Origin of the sequence: Novacetimonas maltaceti (genome assembly GCF_002906255.1) — a bacterium.
Classification (GTDB): Bacteria; Pseudomonadota; Alphaproteobacteria; order Acetobacterales; family Acetobacteraceae; genus Novacetimonas; species Novacetimonas maltaceti.
On the sequence record NZ_POTC01000015.1, the window covers coordinates 1 to 17,480 of the forward strand.

17 protein-coding genes are annotated in these 17,480 nt (G+C 60.2%); 7 read left to right on the plus strand and 10 right to left on the minus strand.

Features of this window, described 5'->3' with window-relative positions; all coding sequences use genetic code 11:
- Together KMAL_RS17435 and KMAL_RS07300 are read left to right on the plus strand one after the other, a co-directional pair.
- The coding region (locus KMAL_RS17435) for a hypothetical protein (RefSeq protein WP_219811423.1) at positions 1–395 on the plus strand (395 nt) is incomplete at its 5' end.
- A 5-nt stretch (positions 396–400) separates the two neighbouring features.
- A complete protein-coding gene (locus KMAL_RS07300; RefSeq protein ID WP_110095088.1) occupies positions 401–1,006 on the plus strand; it encodes a nitroreductase family protein in 606 nt (201 codons plus the stop codon).
- A 19-nt stretch (positions 1,007–1,025) separates the two neighbouring features.
- Here the strand turns inward: KMAL_RS07300 and KMAL_RS07305 are convergent, their stop codons facing one another.
- Positions 1,026–2,321 (minus strand): replication-associated recombination protein A, encoded by a 1,296-nt coding sequence (locus KMAL_RS07305; RefSeq protein WP_110095089.1) that lies wholly within the window; start codon positions 2,319–2,321, stop codon positions 1,026–1,028.
- Positions 2,322–2,485: 164 nt separating this feature from the next.
- Here KMAL_RS07305 and KMAL_RS07310 point away from each other — a divergent pair, with 164 nt between their 5' ends.
- Positions 2,486–3,568, plus strand: a complete 1,083-nt coding sequence (locus KMAL_RS07310; RefSeq protein WP_408887903.1) for a PQQ-dependent sugar dehydrogenase — start codon at positions 2,486–2,488, stop codon at positions 3,566–3,568.
- 52 nt (positions 3,569–3,620) lie between these two features.
- Here the strand turns inward: KMAL_RS07310 and KMAL_RS07315 are convergent, their stop codons facing one another.
- From KMAL_RS07315 to KMAL_RS07355, 9 genes are all read right to left on the minus strand, one after another.
- Positions 3,621–4,931 carry an Hsp70 family protein gene (locus tag KMAL_RS07315; RefSeq protein WP_110095091.1) on the minus strand — a complete coding sequence of 437 codons (1,311 nt, stop codon included), beginning with the start codon at positions 4,929–4,931 and terminating at the stop codon, positions 3,621–3,623.
- Positions 4,932–5,121: 190 nt separating this feature from the next.
- Positions 5,122–6,498 carry an 8-oxoguanine deaminase gene (locus tag KMAL_RS07320; protein ID WP_110095092.1) on the minus strand — a complete coding sequence of 459 codons (1,377 nt, stop codon included), beginning with the start codon at positions 6,496–6,498 and terminating at the stop codon, positions 5,122–5,124.
- A gap of 131 nt (positions 6,499–6,629) precedes the next feature.
- A complete protein-coding gene (locus tag KMAL_RS07325; RefSeq protein ID WP_110095093.1) occupies positions 6,630–6,941 on the minus strand; it encodes a hypothetical protein in 312 nt (103 codons plus the stop codon).
- Positions 6,942–6,990: 49 nt separating this feature from the next.
- Positions 6,991–7,800, minus strand: a complete 810-nt coding sequence (locus KMAL_RS07330; RefSeq protein WP_408887902.1) for a copper resistance protein B — start codon at positions 7,798–7,800, stop codon at positions 6,991–6,993.
- Positions 7,797–9,587 (minus strand): copper resistance system multicopper oxidase, encoded by a 1,791-nt coding sequence (locus tag KMAL_RS07335; protein ID WP_110095126.1) that lies wholly within the window; start codon positions 9,585–9,587, stop codon positions 7,797–7,799. Before KMAL_RS07335 ends, KMAL_RS07330 begins: the two co-directional genes overlap by 4 nt.
- 77 nt (positions 9,588–9,664) lie before the next feature.
- On the minus strand, positions 9,665–10,027 hold the full coding sequence (locus KMAL_RS07340) for a hypothetical protein (protein WP_110095094.1): 363 nt from the start codon (positions 10,025–10,027) through the stop codon (positions 9,665–9,667).
- Between the two features lie 138 nt (positions 10,028–10,165).
- On the minus strand, positions 10,166–10,930 hold the full coding sequence (rfbF, locus tag KMAL_RS07345; protein WP_110095095.1) for a glucose-1-phosphate cytidylyltransferase: 765 nt from the start codon (positions 10,928–10,930) through the stop codon (positions 10,166–10,168).
- A gap of 76 nt (positions 10,931–11,006) precedes the next feature.
- Positions 11,007–11,900 carry a hypothetical protein gene (locus KMAL_RS07350; RefSeq protein WP_167400120.1) on the minus strand — a complete coding sequence of 298 codons (894 nt, stop codon included), beginning with the start codon at positions 11,898–11,900 and terminating at the stop codon, positions 11,007–11,009.
- Between the two features lie 36 nt (positions 11,901–11,936).
- Positions 11,937–12,980, minus strand: coding sequence for an NAD-dependent epimerase/dehydratase family protein (locus KMAL_RS07355; protein WP_110095097.1), 1,044 nt, complete (start codon positions 12,978–12,980; stop codon positions 11,937–11,939).
- A 385-nt stretch (positions 12,981–13,365) separates the two neighbouring features.
- On the opposite strand from KMAL_RS07355, the gene KMAL_RS07360 reads away from it, so the two are divergent.
- The 4 genes from KMAL_RS07360 (at position 13,366) to KMAL_RS07375 (ending at position 17,121) form a co-directional block, all read left to right on the plus strand.
- Positions 13,366–14,133 carry an SDR family NAD(P)-dependent oxidoreductase gene (locus tag KMAL_RS07360; protein WP_167400121.1) on the plus strand — a complete coding sequence of 256 codons (768 nt, stop codon included), beginning with the start codon at positions 13,366–13,368 and terminating at the stop codon, positions 14,131–14,133.
- Positions 14,134–14,239: 106 nt separating this feature from the next.
- Positions 14,240–14,794 (plus strand): dTDP-4-dehydrorhamnose 3,5-epimerase family protein, encoded by a 555-nt coding sequence (locus KMAL_RS07365; protein WP_110095099.1) that lies wholly within the window; start codon positions 14,240–14,242, stop codon positions 14,792–14,794.
- A gap of 31 nt (positions 14,795–14,825) precedes the next feature.
- Positions 14,826–16,121 (plus strand): class I SAM-dependent methyltransferase, encoded by a 1,296-nt coding sequence (locus tag KMAL_RS07370; RefSeq protein ID WP_208624774.1) that lies wholly within the window; start codon positions 14,826–14,828, stop codon positions 16,119–16,121.
- A gap of 49 nt (positions 16,122–16,170) precedes the next feature.
- Positions 16,171–17,121, plus strand: coding sequence for a hypothetical protein (locus KMAL_RS07375; protein ID WP_146044174.1), 951 nt, complete (start codon positions 16,171–16,173; stop codon positions 17,119–17,121).
- Positions 17,122–17,480: the final 359 nt, after the last annotated feature.

Below are 17,480 nucleotides of genomic sequence, written 5' to 3' on the forward strand. Positions count from 1 at the left end.
AACCGGGAAAGCCGCTCTTCAACATCAAAAAAACCAGGCTGCTTCATATCGCCATTCCCTCAATCAACGCAGAAGAAATAGAATCATACAGAAGACCTCAAAACCAGGGGGTTTTTAGAACCCTCCACCTGTTTCATGTCAGGAAGAATTCCAGTTCCGGAAAATCATATATCGCGAAAAATTTTAGTAATTTGGAAGGGATTTTTCAATCCGTCGCATTATGCAATCATGCTCCGTATCGTGCCAGTCCATGGACGGAAGAATTCCTGCCCACAGGTCCGGGGACTGCCGGGAAATGCGTGGAGTGTTTCCCTGCTTTCGCAATTCCCGTGCGGATGCCCCTTGCTTTGAGGGCGTTGTTCCGATCCATGCTGGTGATAACAGATGCTAGGTAATCTCCATGACCAAGGTTCCCGCACGCCAATCCGAAACGCCCGTAGACCGCCTGATCCTTGATCGCTGGTCGCCTTACGCCTTCACCCCCGCCCCGATCGGGGAGGCGGAACTCCTGTCCTTCCTCGATGCCGGGCGCTGGGCGCCTTCGGCCTATAATTCGCAGCCGTGGCGCTTCATCTATGCCCGGCGCGACACTGCGGAGTGGGAACGCTTCCTGTCATGGCTGATCCCGTTCAACCATTCATGGGCACATAATGCCTCTGCCGTGGTCTATGTCGCCTCCCATACGGTCATGGATATCGGTCAGGCGGAACCTGTCCCCGCCCCCACGCACTCCTTCGATGCTGGTGCCGCAGCCGTGCTGGTGCAGTTGCAGTTGAACCGGGCCGGGTGGGCCGCCCATCCCATCAGCGGCTTTGACCGCGACGTGGCGCGTGCCGGACTTGAACTGCCCGACGATTACGCCCTTGAGGCCGCCATCGTCATCGGACGCCCCGGCGATGTGGATGCCCTGCCTGAAAAACTGCGGGCGCGCAATGTGCCCTCAACGCGCCGTCCCCTGGCCGAAGTGGCGTTTGAGGGGCGGTTTCCGGTTCAGGACGGCGACTGATCGCCGCGAACAGGCATCGCTATGTTTCGCGGCGCTGGTCCCACCATGCCATCCGTTTGAGGATATCACGTTCATATCCCCGTTCGTTGGGGCGGTAGAGTTCTGGCCTGTCGGGGCCGCTCAGCGCATCGGGGAAGAACTGCTGGCCACTGAATGCGTGCGGGAAATCATGGTCGTAGCGGTATCCGTCCTTGAAGCCCTGCGCCTTCATCAGTGCCGTTGGCGCGTTGATGACGTGCTTGGGCGGCATGATCGACCCCTGCGTCTCCGCAAGGTCCATGGCGGCATAAAATGCCTTGTAGATCGCATTCGACTTGATGGCCGTGGCGAGGTAGCCCACGCACTGCGCCAGCGCGGGCAGCCCCTCGGGCTCCCCGATCCGTTCAAAGACCGCGGCGCAGGCGGCGGCCTGTTCGATGGCGCGCGGATCGGCAAGGCCGACTTCCTCCGTCGCCATGACCATCAGGCGGCGCAGGATCGCGCGCGGCGGTTCCCCGCTTTTGAGCAGGCGCGCCAGCCAGTAGAGCGCGGCCTGCACATCCGACCCGCGGATTGATTTCTGGAATGCGGACAGCAGCGCATGGTGGATGTCCGATCCCTTGTCCCCCGCATGCGCCTTGCGCTGCACAAGGGTATGGAGTTGCGCCGACGTGACGGGCGTATCGGTGCCAAGGTCCGACAGCGCCTCCACCATCACCAGCAGGTAGCGCCCGTCCCCGTCCGCCATGTTCAGCAGTTCGGCGCGCGCCTGCGCATCGAGCGGAAGCTGACGGCCCAGATGTGCCTCCGCCCGTTCCAGCAGCACCGACAGGTCGTGCGTGTCAAGCCGTTCCAGCACCATGACCTGCGCCCTGCTGGCAAGGGCGCGGTTCAGTTCAAAGGAAGGATTTTCGGTGGTCGCGCCGATCAGGACGACGGTCCCGTCATCCACATAGGGCAGGAGCGCATCCTGCTGTGCCCTGTTCCAGCGATGGATTTCATCGACGAACAGGACCATCCCCTTCGCCTGCCCCTGCTGCCGGTTTGCCTGCGCCTTGACCAGCGCCTTCTTCAGTTCGGGCAGGCCGGACATGACGGCGGAAATCTGTTCGAATGCCATGCCCGAACTGGCGGCGAGGATCCGCGCCAGCGTGGTTTTCCCGGTGCCCGGCGGCCCCCAGAAAATCATGGAGGACAGGCGTCCCGACGCCACCATGCGGCCAATCGGCCGGTCGGGGGCCAGCAGGTGCTTCTGGCCGATCACATCCTCGATCCGTTCCGGACGCAGGGCTTCGGCAAGCGGGCGGGGCGCCAGGGTCTCGAACAGGGATGTCACGTTTGCTCCATGGTGTTCATGTCTGCGGCAGAGTATGCATTTTCCGGGTGCCTTGCAGAAGGCCACGCCCCTACATTTGTTTCTCCCTCCCGATCCCCTCATGCAAGGACCCGATCATGTCATTTCGCATCCTGGCCCGTACTGGCGCAGCGCTCGCCCTGCTCATGGGGGCGTCATGCTGGTCCATGGCCGCGCAGGCCGCACCGCAACCCGCCTCCCTGCAGGTGCCCGCCGGGTTCCATATCGCAACCTATGCCGATCATGTCCCCGGCGCGCGTGAAATCGCCCTTGGCGACAGGGGGACGGTTTTTGTCGGCTCCATGGGGGCAGGCAGGGTCTATGCGCTCAGTGGCGGGCAGGACGGGCACGCGCCACAGGTGCATGTGGTGGCGCACGGCTTGAACCTGCCTGTCGGCGTGGCCTTTTACCGGGGCGATCTGTATATTTCCGACACGCGGCGGATTGTCGTGCTGCGCGGGATCGAGGACCGTCTGGACCACCCGCCCGCGCTGGAAACGGTTGCGGACAACCTGCCCTATCGCGCGGGGGACCATTCATGGAAATTCATCGCGTTCGGACCGGACGGGAAGCTGTATGTCCCGATCGGCGCGCCCTGTAACATCTGCGATGTCGGGCATGAGTTCGGCCGGCTGATCCGGATGAACCCTGACGGCACGGGGCGCGAGGACGTGGCGTACGGCATCCGCAACACCGTGGGCTTCACATGGCAGCCCGGCACGGGGACGTTGTGGTTTACCGATAATGGCCGTGACCTGATGGGGGATGACATTCCTTCGGATGAACTGAACCGCCTCGACCGGGTCGGGCAGTCGTTCGGCTACCCCTACTGCCATCAGGGGGACATTGCTGATCCCGTCTATGGCAAGGGGCATCCATGCAGCGGGTTCACGCCGCCGGTCGTGAAACTTGGCGCGCATGTCGCTGCCCTCGGGCTGCGGTTCTATGAAGGGACGATGTTCCCCGCGACATATCGTGGCGACCTGCTGGTTGCGGAACACGGGTCATGGAACCGCTCCCGCCTGTCCGGCTACAGGGTGGTCGCGGTCCATATGGGAGCGGATGGCGGTGCAGGCCCGGTATCCACGCTGGTGGACGGGTTCCGGCATGACCAGACCCCGTGGGGGCGTCCGGCCGATGTACAGCCCCTGCCCGATGGCAGCTTGCTGATCAGTGATGACCTTGCCGGGGCGGTTTACCGCCTGACCTATGACGGGCATGCGGGCTGAACGGGAGCGACCACAGGAACAGTAATGGAATAAGGTGCCATAATATCCTGCATCACTGATGCACAGGACTGGCCCCCTGTCCATTCATCAGCGCCAGCCCTTCCGCGACCGAGACGAACTCCCCGCCCATATCGACCCGTTCCGCGCCAAAGCGGCGGGTGAACAGGTCGCGCACCGCAGGCACGAAGGAGGTGCCCCCCGTCAGGAAGACACGGTCGATGGTGCCTGCGGGCAGGTTGGCGCGGTCAAGGGCAACCTGCACCGCGTCATCAAAGCGCTGCAGGTCCGGGGCGATCCAGCCCTCGAATTCAGCGCGCGTGATTTCGCGGCGGATATGCAGATCGCGGTGATCGTACTGCAGGACCGTGCGCTCGGCCCGCGACAGGTCGCGCTTTGCCGCGCCCACGGCGCGATAAAGGGCCTGTCCCTGCTGGTCGTCGATCAGGTTCTTCAGGGCGTGCAGTTTTTCAGGTTCGGAGGCCGTGCGCGCCACGTCCGCGATATCGCGCAGGGTCTGGGGCGTGCGCATCAGGGCCAGCCGGTGCCAGCGGCCAAGGCTTGCATACCATTCCGCCGGCACGGGCAATGGCGCGCCCCCCATGACGCGATAGGTGGCGTGGCGGCCAAGTTCGGGGGCCACGACATTGTCGATGATGCGGTAATCGAACTGGTCACCCGCGATGCCGACACCCGCATATCCCAGGGGCGTCGCCCGCTGCGCGCCATCGGGGTCGAAGCGCAGGATGGAAAAGTCACTGGTGCCGCCGCCGAAATCCCCCACCAGCACGGTGGCCGGCGTGTTCAGGCGGTGGGCGAAGCGCCAGCCTGCGGCTTCGGGTTCCAGGGCGACATCGACATGGTGGAACCCCGCGGCGCGGAAACTGTCGCGCAGGCGCTGTTCGCCAAAGGCGTCGTCTACCCCCTCCCCCGCGAAATGCACGGGACGGCCCACGGTGGCGGTGACATGGGCGGGATCAATTCCGATCGTGCGCATCAGGCAGGACAGGAAACGCGCGATCAGCATCTCCAGCGTCATGACATGGCCCAGCAGGCGCGTCTGGCGGAAGGACGCCTGCGCCAGATAGGATTTCATGGACATGATCAGGCGGCTTTCCGCCGGATCCTCCAGATACGCATCAATGGCCGCAGCTCCGATGGCTTCGTGCAGGCTGGCGCGCCCTGCCCGCATTTCCTCATGCCACAGGCACAGCAGGGAACGGCAGGTTTCCGTGGCTTCGTGATGGGCAAAGGAAAAGCGCGCCGGATGGGGCTGCCCGTTTTCGTCAAGCAGGACCACAACGGTGTTGGTCGTGCCGAAATCTATGCCGAGCCTCACGCTCTGGGGGGATCCGATGGAAGACATGGCGCCTCAATAGGCGTCCGGCCGCCGCATGTCCATCCATCACGACAGGTTCCCATTTGCGACGACGAATACAACAAACAGTTCGTGAAACGCCCCTTGAATCATCAGGATGCTGCAAAGAAACGTCACCTTTTTGAAAAAAGGCGGCACCCGGAAACATTTGTGAATTGGTTTGTTTTCCGGCGTTTTGTCACGCCGGATCGTCACCATTCAGCAACGCCCGCGCCAGATGGTTGTGCCGTTCGGCAAGCTGTCCTGTATCGCAGGTCAGCAGGTGTCCGTCACGCACCACCACCTGTCCGTTGATGATGGACAGTGCGGCAGCGCGCGGGGTGCAGAAAACAAGGGCGGCGACAGGGTCCACCTGCGCCCCGGCATGGTCGATGCCGCGCAGGTCGAAGGCGACGACATCCGCCGCCATGCCCGGTGACAGGTGGCCGATGTCATCGCGTCCCAGCACGGCCGCCCCGCCCCGCGTCGCCAGTTCCAGCGCGGTGCGCGCGCCCATCATGGCCGTATCATCACCGTCGTCGCGCAGGCGCGAGACCAGCATCGCCTGGCGTGCCTCGGCCAGCATATGGCTGCTGTCGTTGGAGGCCGAGCCATCGACCCCCAGCCCGACATTGACGCCGTGCGCCATCATGCGGCGCACAGGTGCGATGCCGGACCCCAGCCGCATGTTGGAGCAGGGGCAATGGGCAATGCCGGTGCCGGTTCGCCCGAAGCGTTCGATACCGGCATGGTCCAGCCGGACACAGTGCGCATGCCATACGTCCGGCCCGAGCCAGCCGGTATCTTCGGCATATTCCGCGGGCGTCATGCCGAAGGCGTCGCGGCTGTATGCGATGTCGCTCGCATTTTCCGCAAGGTGGGTGTGAAGCCGCGTGCCGGTTGCGCGTGCAAGATGCGCCGTTTCACGCATCAGGTCGCGGCTGACGGAAAATGGCGAACAGGGGGCAAGGACAATGCGCTGCATCGCAAGGCGCGAGGGATCATGATACGCCTCCACCACGCGCTGCATGTCATGCAGGATGGCATCCTCGTCTTCAACCAGGCTGTCGGGTGGCAGCCCTCCCTTGCTTTCACCGACGCTCATTGCGCCACGGGCGGCGTGAAAGCGCATGCCCATCGTCGCGGCGGCCTCGATCTGGTCATCAAGGCGGCTGCCGTTGGGGAACAGGTAAAGATGGTCGCTGCTGGTGGTGCAGCCCGAAAGGAGCAGTTCGGCCATGGCGGTGCGCGTGGAGACGCGGATCATTTCCGGCGTCAGCCGCGCCCAGATGGGGTAGAGCGTGCGCAGCCAGCCGAACAGGGAGACATCCTGCGCTGCCGGCACGACACGGGTCAGGGTCTGGTACATATGGTGATGCGTATTGACCAGCCCCGGCATGACCACATGGCCCGACATGTCCATGATTTCGTCCGCCGCGGGCAACGGGTCATCGGGATTGCCGACCTGCTGGACCTGCTGGCCGCGTATCAGGACCCAACCCCCGGCGATCTCGCGTCGTGACGCATCCATCGTAACGAGCATGAGGGCATTCTTGAGCAGTATGGAACGGGACATGATTTCTTCGCTGACGGGGGCAGGACGGGATGGGCCGTGGGCTTGTTGCAGGATACAGCATTGATGCGGGCAATGAAATTTCCGTATGCCGCCTTTCTCCAGAAGCGTCACCGCCCCCATGCGCCAGCGTGTCAGCGCTCCCGCACGGCTTCGGGCATGCCCCGTGGTCCGGTGGCTGGCGACGGCGCGACCGCGTCCTGCCCGGCAGGTGGATGGCCATGCCGGGTCGCCATGGAGGACGTGGCGGCATGACGGGGGGCTGGGGACATGGCGTGATGAGGCCGCATGGATGGCATGTTTTCCATGTCGTCCATGTTTTCCATCCCCTGCATGTCGTGCATCTCCATCGCCGGGTCGGGGGCGGCCCGTGCTCCGGGTGCCAGCATGAGGCAGGCGGCAAGGAAGGCGGGCATGGTGAAGGACCAAAAACCGGTATGGGTCATTTTCTGTTCCTGCAATGGGCAAGGGTTTTCGTGAATGGGGGAGCGGCGCTCAGAACCATGTCCGCAGGCCGAAGGTGAAATTGAGGTCATGCAGGTCGTGTTCGCCCCGTGCCCGCGCCAGTGTCGTGGCCTGGTCGAACGTGCCGCTGTAGGTCACGCCGATATAGGGGGCGAATTTGCGGTGCCATTCATAACGCAGCCGCAATCCCGTATCGATGTTGGACAGGCCGCGTCCATTCGCCCGTGCCGGGTCCGCCTGGGAGTAGAAATTAAGTTCGACCTGCGGCTGAAGGATGAGGCGGTTGGTCAGCAGCAGGTCATAGGACCCCTGCAGGCGACCTGCGGCCCCCCGGTCACTGAAATAGGCCGTTGCCTCCACATCGAAGAAATAGAGGGCCAGTCCCTGTATGCCCACGGCGCCCCATGCGCGGGTCGGGCCATTGTCGATATCCATGCGGACCCCGGTCTGGACATCGAAATAGCGCGAGATCGCGCGGTCATACAGCACCTCATGGTCGCCATCGCCAAACCTGCCGTTCGTGCCGAGCGTGCCTTCGGACTTCAGCCACAGCTTGTTGTAATCGGTCCCGACCCACGCCTGCCCGTCATAGCGGAACTGTCCCCCGTTTGCGTTGTAGCGGGCCTCGAATTCATCCAGCAGCACATGCGCATAGATATTGTGATCCATGACCGGGGGCATGCCGTTGACATAGGTGACCGGGGCGGAAGCCGTTCCACCGCCCGATACGGTGGCGCTCCCCCTGGTCATGGAGGCAGCCATCGGGGCGGCGCCCTGCGCATGGGCGGATGGGAGCGGAACGGCAGGCAGAAGCGCGGCGAGGATGAGCATGCGCCTCATGACACGATGACCGTGCGGAACATGCCCAGTTCCATGTGATAGAGCAGATGGCAGTGATAGGCCCACATCCCCGGTTCATCCACGGTGACAAGGTAGCTCAGCCGCTCCCCCGGCTTGACGATGATCGTGTGCTTGTAGGGCCGGTAATCCCCCTGCCCGTTTTCCAGTTCGCTCCAGAACCCATGCAGGTGGACGGGGTGTTCCATCATCGTGTCGTTGGTCACGATAAAGCGGACCCGCTCGCCAAGCGCGAGGCGGATTGGCTCCGCTTCGGAGAATTTCCTGCCGTCAAACCCCCATATGAAGCGCTCCATGTTGCCCGTCAGGTGCAGCGTGATCTCGCGCGAGGGGGAGCGCGGATCGGCCCCTGCGACAGTCGCGCGCAGGTCGGCATAGGTCAGGACCCGCCGGCCGTTATGTTCCAGCCCGTCGCCGGGTTCGGCCAGGCGGTTGATGGGCATCATGGCGACACTCTGCACCTCCACGCCGGGACGCAGGTGGGTGTGGGCGGCGGGGGATCCATGCCGGTGCGGGGGGGGCATGTGCATATGGGCCATATGCCCCATGTCCATCCCATCCATCCCTGCCATCTTCCCCATCCCCACAGGGTGTGACGGGGTGGGCGCACGCATGTCCATATGGCCCATCCCCATGTCCGTCATGGTGCGCAGCGGGCGCGGGTCCATGGGGGGGACCGGCCCCGAAACCCCGGCCTGTGTTGCCAGCGTCCCGCGGGCATATCCGGTCCGATCCTCCGCCTGTGCGAAAACGGTATAGGGACCAGGGCCTTGGGGCGTGACCAGCACGTCATAGGTTTCCGCCGTGCCGATGCGGAATTCATCGACCCCTACAGGCTCCACGTCATTGCCATCGGCCTGTATGACCGTCATTTCCAGCCCCGGGATGCGGACATCGAACAGCGTCATGGACGAGGCATTGATGAAGCGCAGCCGGATGCGCTCCCCCGGTTGGAACAGGCCCGTCCAGTTGGCCTGTGGTGACTGCCCGTTGAGGAGATAGGTATAGATGATGCCCGACACGTCGAGGATGTCGGTCGGGGCCATGTTCATCGCCCCCCATTGCAGGCGGTCATGCAAGGCCGCGCCCATGCCCTGGCGGCGCATGTCATGGAACAGCGTCCCCACGGTACGTTGCCGGAAATTGTAATAGTCACTGTCGAATTTGAGGTTGGAGACGATGTCCGCCGGGTCCACGTCGGTCCAGTCGGACAGGAGCATGACATATTCCCGGTCGAACGGGTGAGGCTCCCCATGCTTCGGGTCGATGATGATCGCCCCGTACAGCCCCTTCTGTTCCTGAAAGCCGGAGTGGCTGTGATACCAGTACGTGCCGCTCTGGTGCAGGCGGAAGCGGTAGGTGAAGGTCGTTCCCGGGGCAATGCCCGCGAAGCTCAGTCCCGGCACGCCATCCATGGGGGCCGGCAGGCGGATGCCGTGCCAGTGGATGGAACTCTCCTCATGCAGGTGGTTTGTGACATTGAGTTCAACGGTGTCCCCCTGACGCCAGCGCAGGATCGGGGCCGGTGTCGTGCCATTGATGCCCACCGCGCGGACGCGATGTCCGGTGATGTTCGCATGCAGGCGCTCAATGCCAAGGTCAAAGCGGGTGGATGGCGTGGCCGCGGGCTGGCCCGTTGGCCCCGTCATGGGGGACTGCGCACGCGAACTGCGGCCGGGTGCGGTCAGCAGCGCGCCCCACGCGCCGATGCCGGTTACGAAACGCCGGCGCGTCAGCACGCCGCCTTTCGCAGGGTACAAGGATGTCATGGAAGGATATCCGCCAGAAAACAGGGACAGGCACGGCAGCCCGCAGGGCAGCCGGTCCCGCAACGGTCAGGAGAGGATCAGGCCGTTGTTCTGGGCGGTGGAAGTGCCGGGGCAGACGCCACGCCACCATTGGCAAGGGCATAGCGCGTGCCGAATGCAACCGTGACGAAACGCACATGGATCAGGGATGACGCCCCTGATGCCATGGCCCAGCCAGTCATGCAGGCCGCGCCCGACAGGCAGCAGCTTTCACTGCCATGTTCGCAGTCCTGATGGGGGTCGCAAGGTTGCCTGTGATGGCACTGGTGGGCGTGACCATGCACATCCGCCATGGACGCCATGACCGCCATCCCATGCGAAACAGCAGGCGGTGCGGCAAGGGCCTGTATGGGCATGACAGACAGCAGCAGCCCCACCTGGAACACCAGGCAGGCCAGCACATGTCGCCACTTCCTTATGCCGATCCTGTTCACACCCGTTCCCTGTCATCCACAGGAATGCTTCGCCATGCTCCCTCAGGGGCACAGCCTCATAGCATGCCTGCCCCTTCCATTGCCATAGCGCTGATGCATGCGACCTCACCACATGCGCCATGGCGCATTGCGCGTTTCCCACAGATGTTCAAGATGGCGCTTGTCACGCAGGGTATCCATGGAATGCCAGAACCCGTCATGCTTCAGGGCCATCAGTTGCCCGTCATTGGCCAGTCGTTCCAGTGGGCCTCGTTCGAAGACGGTTTCATCATCCTCCAGATACCCGAAGACGGAAGGCGACAGCACGAAGAACCCACCATTGACGTAACCCGGCTCGACCGGTTTTTCGCGGAAGGCGTCCACGCACCCATTGACGATTTCCAGCGTCCCGAAACGCGCCGGGGGCTTGACCGCCGTAACCGTGGCGATACGCCCGTGGCTGTGGTGGTAATCGATGGTCGTGCGGACATCTATTTCCGCGACCCCATCGCCATATGTCATGCAGAACGCCTCGTCCTGCAGGTAGGGCTGCAGGCGGCGCAGGCGTCCGCCCGTCATGGTGTCCAGCCCGGTATCCACCAGCGTCACGCGCCACGGTTCGGCGCTACGCTTCAGGGTGACGATACTGTCACTGCACATGTCCACCGTAATGTCCGAGGACAGGAGATGGTAGTTGGCAAAATACTGCTTGATCATCTCCGCCTTGTAGCCAAGCGGGATCACGAAATCGTTGATCCCCGCGTGGGAATAGATCTTCATGATGTGCCACAGGATCGGTCGTCCCCCGATTTCGACCATCGGCTTTGGCCTGCTGTCGGTTTCCTCCATCAGGCGTGTTCCGTAACCACCGGACAGGATAACGGCTTTCATGACCTCTGTTCTCCATTCAGGATTGTGGCAGGGCTGGATGATCCGTGACGTCGCGCACCCTTCATGGCGGGCGCGGTCATGTCGGCAGGTTCAGCCTGCGGCGCATGGTGACCCCGACACTCGGCAAGGCCCGGCGCAGCCACTGCCCCATGCCGATCTCCCCTCCCTCGCAGCGGAATCTCCAGTTGGAGACCATGTTTTCCATGACCTGCAGGGGGTAGTAATCCTCAAAGAACCGCAATCCATCCGTTGCGGCGAAACATTCGGCAAGGAAGGACCCGCGCGGCGGGGCAAAGCGTTTCCATATGCCGATACGCACCATCTGGTCGTTCCACAGATGCAGCGTATAGGCAGAGGCGCAGAGCCGTTCACATTCCTGCCGGTATTGCGGCAGCAGGAACTTCCACGCCTCGCGCAGGTGGATCGGGAAGAAATACTGCGGTGCGTAGGATTCCTGCATGACCACCTGCTTTCCGAACAGGGACGTCAGCAGGCGTGGGCCGGTCGCCCCCCACACCAGGTCGCGGTCCCGCATGGCCAGCGTTTCCTGGACAAGGGTGTCGAGTTTCGGATTGTCGCGTTCCAGCCGCATGATCGCACCACAGACCGAAACGGGATCTTCCTTGGCCAGCAGCAGATCCCACCGTGGCAGGTTCAGCGGCCGTAGCAGAAGCATGTCCGCGTCAACCCATATGTGGTCCGTCCGGCGGGAAAGTTCGTAACGGAACAGGTCCGAAAAATGGCTGAGGTTCGGTTTCCCCCGGATCAGGAAACGTGCCATGTTGGTGGGATCGGTAATTTCGCGCGCATCACCGTTCACGACACCCGCCGGAAGGTTTTCGATGGCGTCGTAACTGTAGACGGTAAAGATGTATCCCTGCGCCACATACGAATTGATGCAGGCGGCTTCGTATGCCGAAAGTGCGGTTCCCCCCCAGAAAGTGGCGAATGTCGGTTGAAAAGGCGTCATGAATTCCATCCTGCTGCTCTGTGGGAATGAAGAAGGTCAGGGATTTCTGACCCATCGCAGGTCCTGCCCCAGATATCCGGCATCAAGCATGTGTCTGAGTGCATGCAGGCGGATCAGGGAGGAATGGCGAAAATCCGTATCCGAAAAGCCGAGATCACGCAGGCCCGCAATCAGTTCGGCAATGGTTTCGGACAGGCTGACCCGGGGCACGAAATCTGGCGCAAGTGACCGGAACAGCGAGAAATCGACCCTGTAGGACCTGCGGTCCGGCGGGGCGTCCGTATTGATGCTGACGGTGGTGCCGGGAAGATGTTGGGCCACCGCCTCGGCAAGGTCGCGGACGGTGTAGTTCCATGCGTCACTGCCCGCATTGACCACCAGGCGGCGTTCGCCCGCGCGGGTGATGGCCCATTCGATGGCACGCGCCATGTCGCGGACATGAATCAGGGGCCGCCATGGCGTTCCATCGCTCAGGACTGTTATTTTCCCGGACGTCAGGGCGCCTGCGACAAAATCGTTGATGACCAGATCCAGCCTCAGGCGGTCCGAAAATCCACATGCCGTTGCGAAACGCAGGCATGTGACGGTCATTTCACCAAGGTCCATCTGCATCAGGGCACGTTCGGTGTCGATCTTGGACCGTGCATAGGCGGTCAGCGGCTCGACCGGATCGCCTTCCCTGCGCGGCAGGCCGTCGGAGGCACCATATACGCTGCAACTGGATGCGAATGCGAAATGCCTGACACCGGCATCGGCCGCCATCCGCGCCAGGCGCAGGCTGCCGCCACGGTTGATCTGGTCGGTTACTTCCTCAAAGCGCGATCCCATGGGATCATTGGAAATGGCAGCCAGCTGAACGATTGCATCGGTATCGTTCATGACATGGGGCGCAATATCACGCACGTCCCCGAAATACTGTGCGTCCAGCGCAATCTCTGGCAGAGGTCCGGCGGTGGTCAGGCATTGCCCGAACAGGCCGCTGTCATATCCCACCAGCACCGCCGTGGGAAAACGCTTCCGCAGGTGGCGCACGACCACGGGGCCAAGATAGCCCATATTTCCAACGACGAGGATGCGCATATTTCTCTTCTTGGATATCAGGGGTGAAGTTCTAATAAAAATTCATCATATCAGTCGTGTAACCATGAATATTTCATGATCGGAAGGAAATGTCCGGTTTGGTGCTGCGCCATCATCCGATGACGGCCTGACGCGGCTTTCCTTTTCCCGCTTTGCTTTGCTGGGATCAGGAACGTCATTTTTCCTGTCGGGTTTTGTATCGAAGAAAAGAAAATACAAATAATTTACGACAATGTTTCATACTTCCGGAATTTCATGAAATCCGGATGATGCCTGCAGGATTAACGAAACCCTGTCATTTCGGACACGTTTCAGAAGACGGTTGTCCATGCAGTCATGATATCGCGAAGAGAAACCACAGCTCATGATCCAGGAAATGAAGTCCGTGCCCCCTGCCCCCCACCGGCATGGAACGGCGCTGGTAACCGGGGCGGGAAGCGGGATTGGCCGTGCGATTGCCATAGCGCTTTGCAATGCCGGTTATCACGTCATTCTGGCGGGGCGACGGCGTGTTCCCCTGTCTGCTCTGGCATCGCAGTTGGGAGAGGACCGCACGACAGTCTGGCCCGTGGATATTACGCAGCCTGCTGCACTGCCGTCCTTTACGGACGGTCTCTGCTCCCTCGACATCCTCGTTCATTCCGCAGGCATGTTTGACAGCGGAAAACTTGCGGACATCCCGCCAGATAGCAAGGAGTTGCTTTATCGCGTCAATGTCAGCGCGCCGCTTCATCTTTCGGGCCTGCTGTTGCCTGCTCTGCGTAAAGCACGCGGGCAGATCGTATTCATCAATTCGACAGCCTCTCTGGGCGCACGTGTCACGCAGGACGCTTATGCGGCAAGCAAGCATGCACTCCGGCAGGAAGTTGCACATTTCAGGGAACGAAACCGCGGAAGTGGCATCCGTGTGCTGAATGTCTATCCCGGCCGGACAGCAACCCCCATGCAATCCGAGGTCCTGCGGCAGGAAGGACGTCCCGATGCGGATATTTCATTGCTGCAGCCGGAAGATATCGCCACCGTCATCCTGGACAGCATCGCCATGCCACGGCGTGCGGAAGTGACAGATATTGTCATCCGGCCGGCCGAACATGCCGATGATTCCAGGGAAGTGAAGGACCGGCATGAATGGAGGCCGGACGCAGGTTCATGAACAATTTTTCCCCGGACATGAAACCTTCGCCATGGGGCACGCTTAAGCAGGCACCCCGGAGTGTTATCAAGGCCTCCGGTTGATGCCGGAGGTGTGATCGGAGCCAATGCTGTTCAGACAGGCAGAAATATCCGGTGCCCGGACAATTACCCTCCCCCGTCACCATGATGAGCGGGGTTCGTTTGGCCGTATATTTGATCGTGAGCGTTTTGCGGATAATGGAATTTCATGCAATTTCGTGCAGGCAAGTATTTCGCGCACATCATATGCGGGTACGTTGAGGGGACTGCACTTCCAGCGCTTTCCCCACGCTGAAGCCAAGCTTGTCCACTGCCTGCGCGGGGAGATGTACGATGTCATCTGCGACCTGCGTCCTGACTCCCCTACATATCTGAAACATCAGTCTTTTTATCTAAACTGTTCTGACAACGAGATGATTTTCATTCCACCCGGCTGTGCCCACGGTTTCATGACGCTCAGTGATGATGTCGAAGTATTGTATGCGATGTCTGACATATATGCGCCAGACCATGCCATGGGCCTGCGGTTTGACGATCCGGTCCTTGGGATTTCGTGGCCCCGTCCTGTCGCCCACATTTCCACGAGGGATCTGGAATGGCCGAAATACAAAGACAGTAAACATCATGACCGGATAAAATAAATCAACCCCTTCGATACAATGGATCGCCGCCATGGAAAGTCTGACACAGTCTTCGCCGCATGCGCATATGCAGCTACATTCGGCAATACCCTATTCCTCCACGGGATCATGCCGCCTGTGCAATACGCCCCTTCGACGAAGCGTCGTTGACCTGGGGCTTTCCCCACTGGCGAATTCATTTATCAAACCTGAACTGCAAAATGCGATGGAGGCATTCTATCCGCTTCACGCATTCATCTGCGAGAAGTGCTTCCTGGTGCAGTTGTCGGAGTTTGAGTCCCCCCAGTCCATTTTTGGCGATTACATATATTTTTCATCCTATTCCGCCAGTTGGCTCCAGCATGCGAAAACATATGTTTCCAGACAGGTCGAGCGTTTTGCGCTGGATGAAAACTCCCTTGTCGTGGAGGTCGCAAGCAATGACGGATACCTGCTGCAATATGTGCAGGAGGCCGGGATCCGGAGCCTGGGGATAGAGCCGGCCGCGAATGTGGCGGAAATCGCAATCGCAAAGGGGATTCCAACGGAAATCGCCTTCTTCGGCGCGCAGACAGCAACACGCCTGAAAGCGGCCGGATATGCAGCAGACCTGATGGCCGCCAACAATGTGGTTGCACATGTTCCGGATCTGCATGATTTCCTTGAAGGGTTTAAGATCCTCCTTGCCCCCGAAGGGGTCGTGACGTTCGAATTTCCACATCTCCTGCGGCTGATAAAGGAATATCAGTTCGACACCATCTATCATGAACATTTTTCCTATATCTCTTTGCTGGTGATCCGTCGTGCCCTGTCAGACCATGGGTTACGTGTCTTCGATGTCGAGCAGCTTCCCACACATGGCGGTTCCCTGCGGGTCTATGCCACACACACGGAAAATGGCCGGCTGAAGGAAGCCGCCGCTGTCGATGAAATCTGCAGGGAAGAAAGCGACTTCGGCCTTGAAAGGCTCGAAACTTACGAGAAATTTTCAAGGTCTGTCGTCAATATCAAATGCAATCTTCTGCAATTCCTGATCGATGCGCGTCGCAATGGAAAAGTCGTTGCAGGGTACGGCGCCCCCGCCAAGGGAAATACACTCCTGAATTACTGTGGTGTAGGGCCGGAGCTCATCCCCTTCACGGTGGATGCAAGTCCGTACAAGCAGAACATGCTGCTGCCCGGGACGCGGATACCGGTTCTTTCCCCGGAAGCGATCTTTGAAAGAAAGCCGGATTTTGTACTGATACTTCCATGGAACCTGAAAAATGAGATCGTTGGCACCATGGCGGGCATTCGCGAATGGGGGGGACAGTTTGTAGTCCCGATACCCGATATTGAAATATTCTAACCGTCTGAATATCATATTACATATTCAGGCCCTATCAGGAAATCTGACGGTGGTTTGTAAACCTCGATATGCTGTCCTGTTCCGCACCCATGTATGGGACAGTTTTGTTGAACGCCAGTTTTTGAGTCTTCGATCGATGATCGGAAGTGGTGACCTGTTTATTGTTGCAAATAACACGTCCGGGGAATGCCAGATTCCTGCTGGCCTGCCCGGCCTCGTGTTCCATGAGTCGGATTTCCGCAGGCAGGGGCTTGAATTCGGGATCAGCGGGAATCCCATGTGGTATAACGTGGATTACGCATTGTATTTCTTTGCTGATAAATACGATAAATATGATTACTACGTACTGTTCGAATATGATGTATGTGGAAATATTGATTTCGATCGACTGATGGATGATATCCACCGCGATGGGAGTGACCTGGTCGGCCTGACATCAGGCGGCATGTTTGAGAAATGGCATTTCTACCGTTCATGCGTGGATCTTTACAAAGAACCCGACCTGACAAAGACATTCCTGCAGATAGGTATTTTTTCCAGACGGAATGTCTCTCTCCTGCACCGGCGCAGGCTTGCCCTGTCAGAGCAGTTCAGGTCAGGAACACTGAAAAACTGGCCGCATTGCGAGGCATTCATTCCCATAGAAACGAAGCTGGCGGGGCATCGCTTTACCGAACTGTCGAATTACCTGAATGTCCGGCGATACCGTCATGAACCGGCCTATCTTGAAGAAGATATGGAAATTCTGGAGAAAAATGAAGTCGTTCATCCGGTTCTCGACAGGAAACGCTATATCCTGAGCGCAATCCGTTATGAGGGACGACCGGAGAAATTCTTCCTCCCTGGCAGCACCTTTGGAAAACGGCTGCGGCGGTTACCGGCCAGGACCTATATTCTCCCTCTCCTCAAGGCCCTGTGGCGCCGTTCCCAGACGCTGGTGACGGGGCTTCTGGGCAAGGCATCCTTTTTCAGCCTGACAAAAACCAGAGAAGAATTCTGAATATATGTGAAGGATTTTGGAATGCGCCATGCCTTGGGAAATATCATGATGCTGTTCGTGCTCGGAACGTCCGCCATTGCGGAAGGAAGGGCAGCCTCTCCCGCCACGACGGATGTTTCCAGGGACCTGCCCGCTGCACTGAAATCCTGTTACGCCGGACAGGGGACATGTGTTCTGAATCTTGGCGGGCGGACCGTGCACCTTACCCACGGGATCATCATCAACCCCCTGCGCGTAACGCTGCAGGACGGGCGGATAGATGCCTCTGCCCTTCCGGCCGGAGAAGCCGCGATCACGGTCAGCACGGATAGCGAGACGGCACCCGATTATGCAACATTTGTACATTATATCAAAGGGAT

Excerpts from the sequence above, each read along its gene's own strand:
- KMAL_RS07300 (WP_110095088.1), top strand. The coding sequence starts at position 401 with ATGACCAAGGTTCCCGCACGCCAATCCGAAACGCCCGTAGACCGCCTG.
- KMAL_RS07350 (WP_167400120.1), bottom strand. The coding sequence starts at position 11,900 with ATGACGCCTTTTCAACCGACATTCGCCACTTTCTGGGGGGGAACCGCA.
- KMAL_RS07325 (WP_110095093.1), bottom strand. The coding sequence starts at position 6,941 with ATGACCCATACCGGTTTTTGGTCCTTCACCATGCCCGCCTTCCTTGCC.
- KMAL_RS07335 (WP_110095126.1), bottom strand. The coding sequence starts at position 9,587 with ATGACATCCTTGTACCCTGCGAAAGGCGGCGTGCTGACGCGCCGGCGT.
- KMAL_RS07320 (WP_110095092.1), bottom strand. The coding sequence starts at position 6,498 with ATGTCCCGTTCCATACTGCTCAAGAATGCCCTCATGCTCGTTACGATG.
- KMAL_RS07370 (WP_208624774.1), top strand. The coding sequence starts at position 14,826 with ATGGAAAGTCTGACACAGTCTTCGCCGCATGCGCATATGCAGCTACAT.
- rfbF (WP_110095095.1), bottom strand. The coding sequence starts at position 10,930 with ATGAAAGCCGTTATCCTGTCCGGTGGTTACGGAACACGCCTGATGGAG.
- KMAL_RS07355 (WP_110095097.1), bottom strand. The coding sequence starts at position 12,980 with ATGCGCATCCTCGTCGTTGGAAATATGGGCTATCTTGGCCCCGTGGTC.
- KMAL_RS07330 (WP_408887902.1), bottom strand. The coding sequence starts at position 7,800 with ATGAGGCGCATGCTCATCCTCGCCGCGCTTCTGCCTGCCGTTCCGCTC.
- KMAL_RS07365 (WP_110095099.1), top strand. The coding sequence starts at position 14,240 with ATGCTGTTCAGACAGGCAGAAATATCCGGTGCCCGGACAATTACCCTC.
- KMAL_RS07310 (WP_408887903.1), top strand. The coding sequence starts at position 2,486 with ATGGGGGCGTCATGCTGGTCCATGGCCGCGCAGGCCGCACCGCAACCC.
- KMAL_RS07315 (WP_110095091.1), bottom strand. The coding sequence starts at position 4,931 with ATGTCTTCCATCGGATCCCCCCAGAGCGTGAGGCTCGGCATAGATTTC.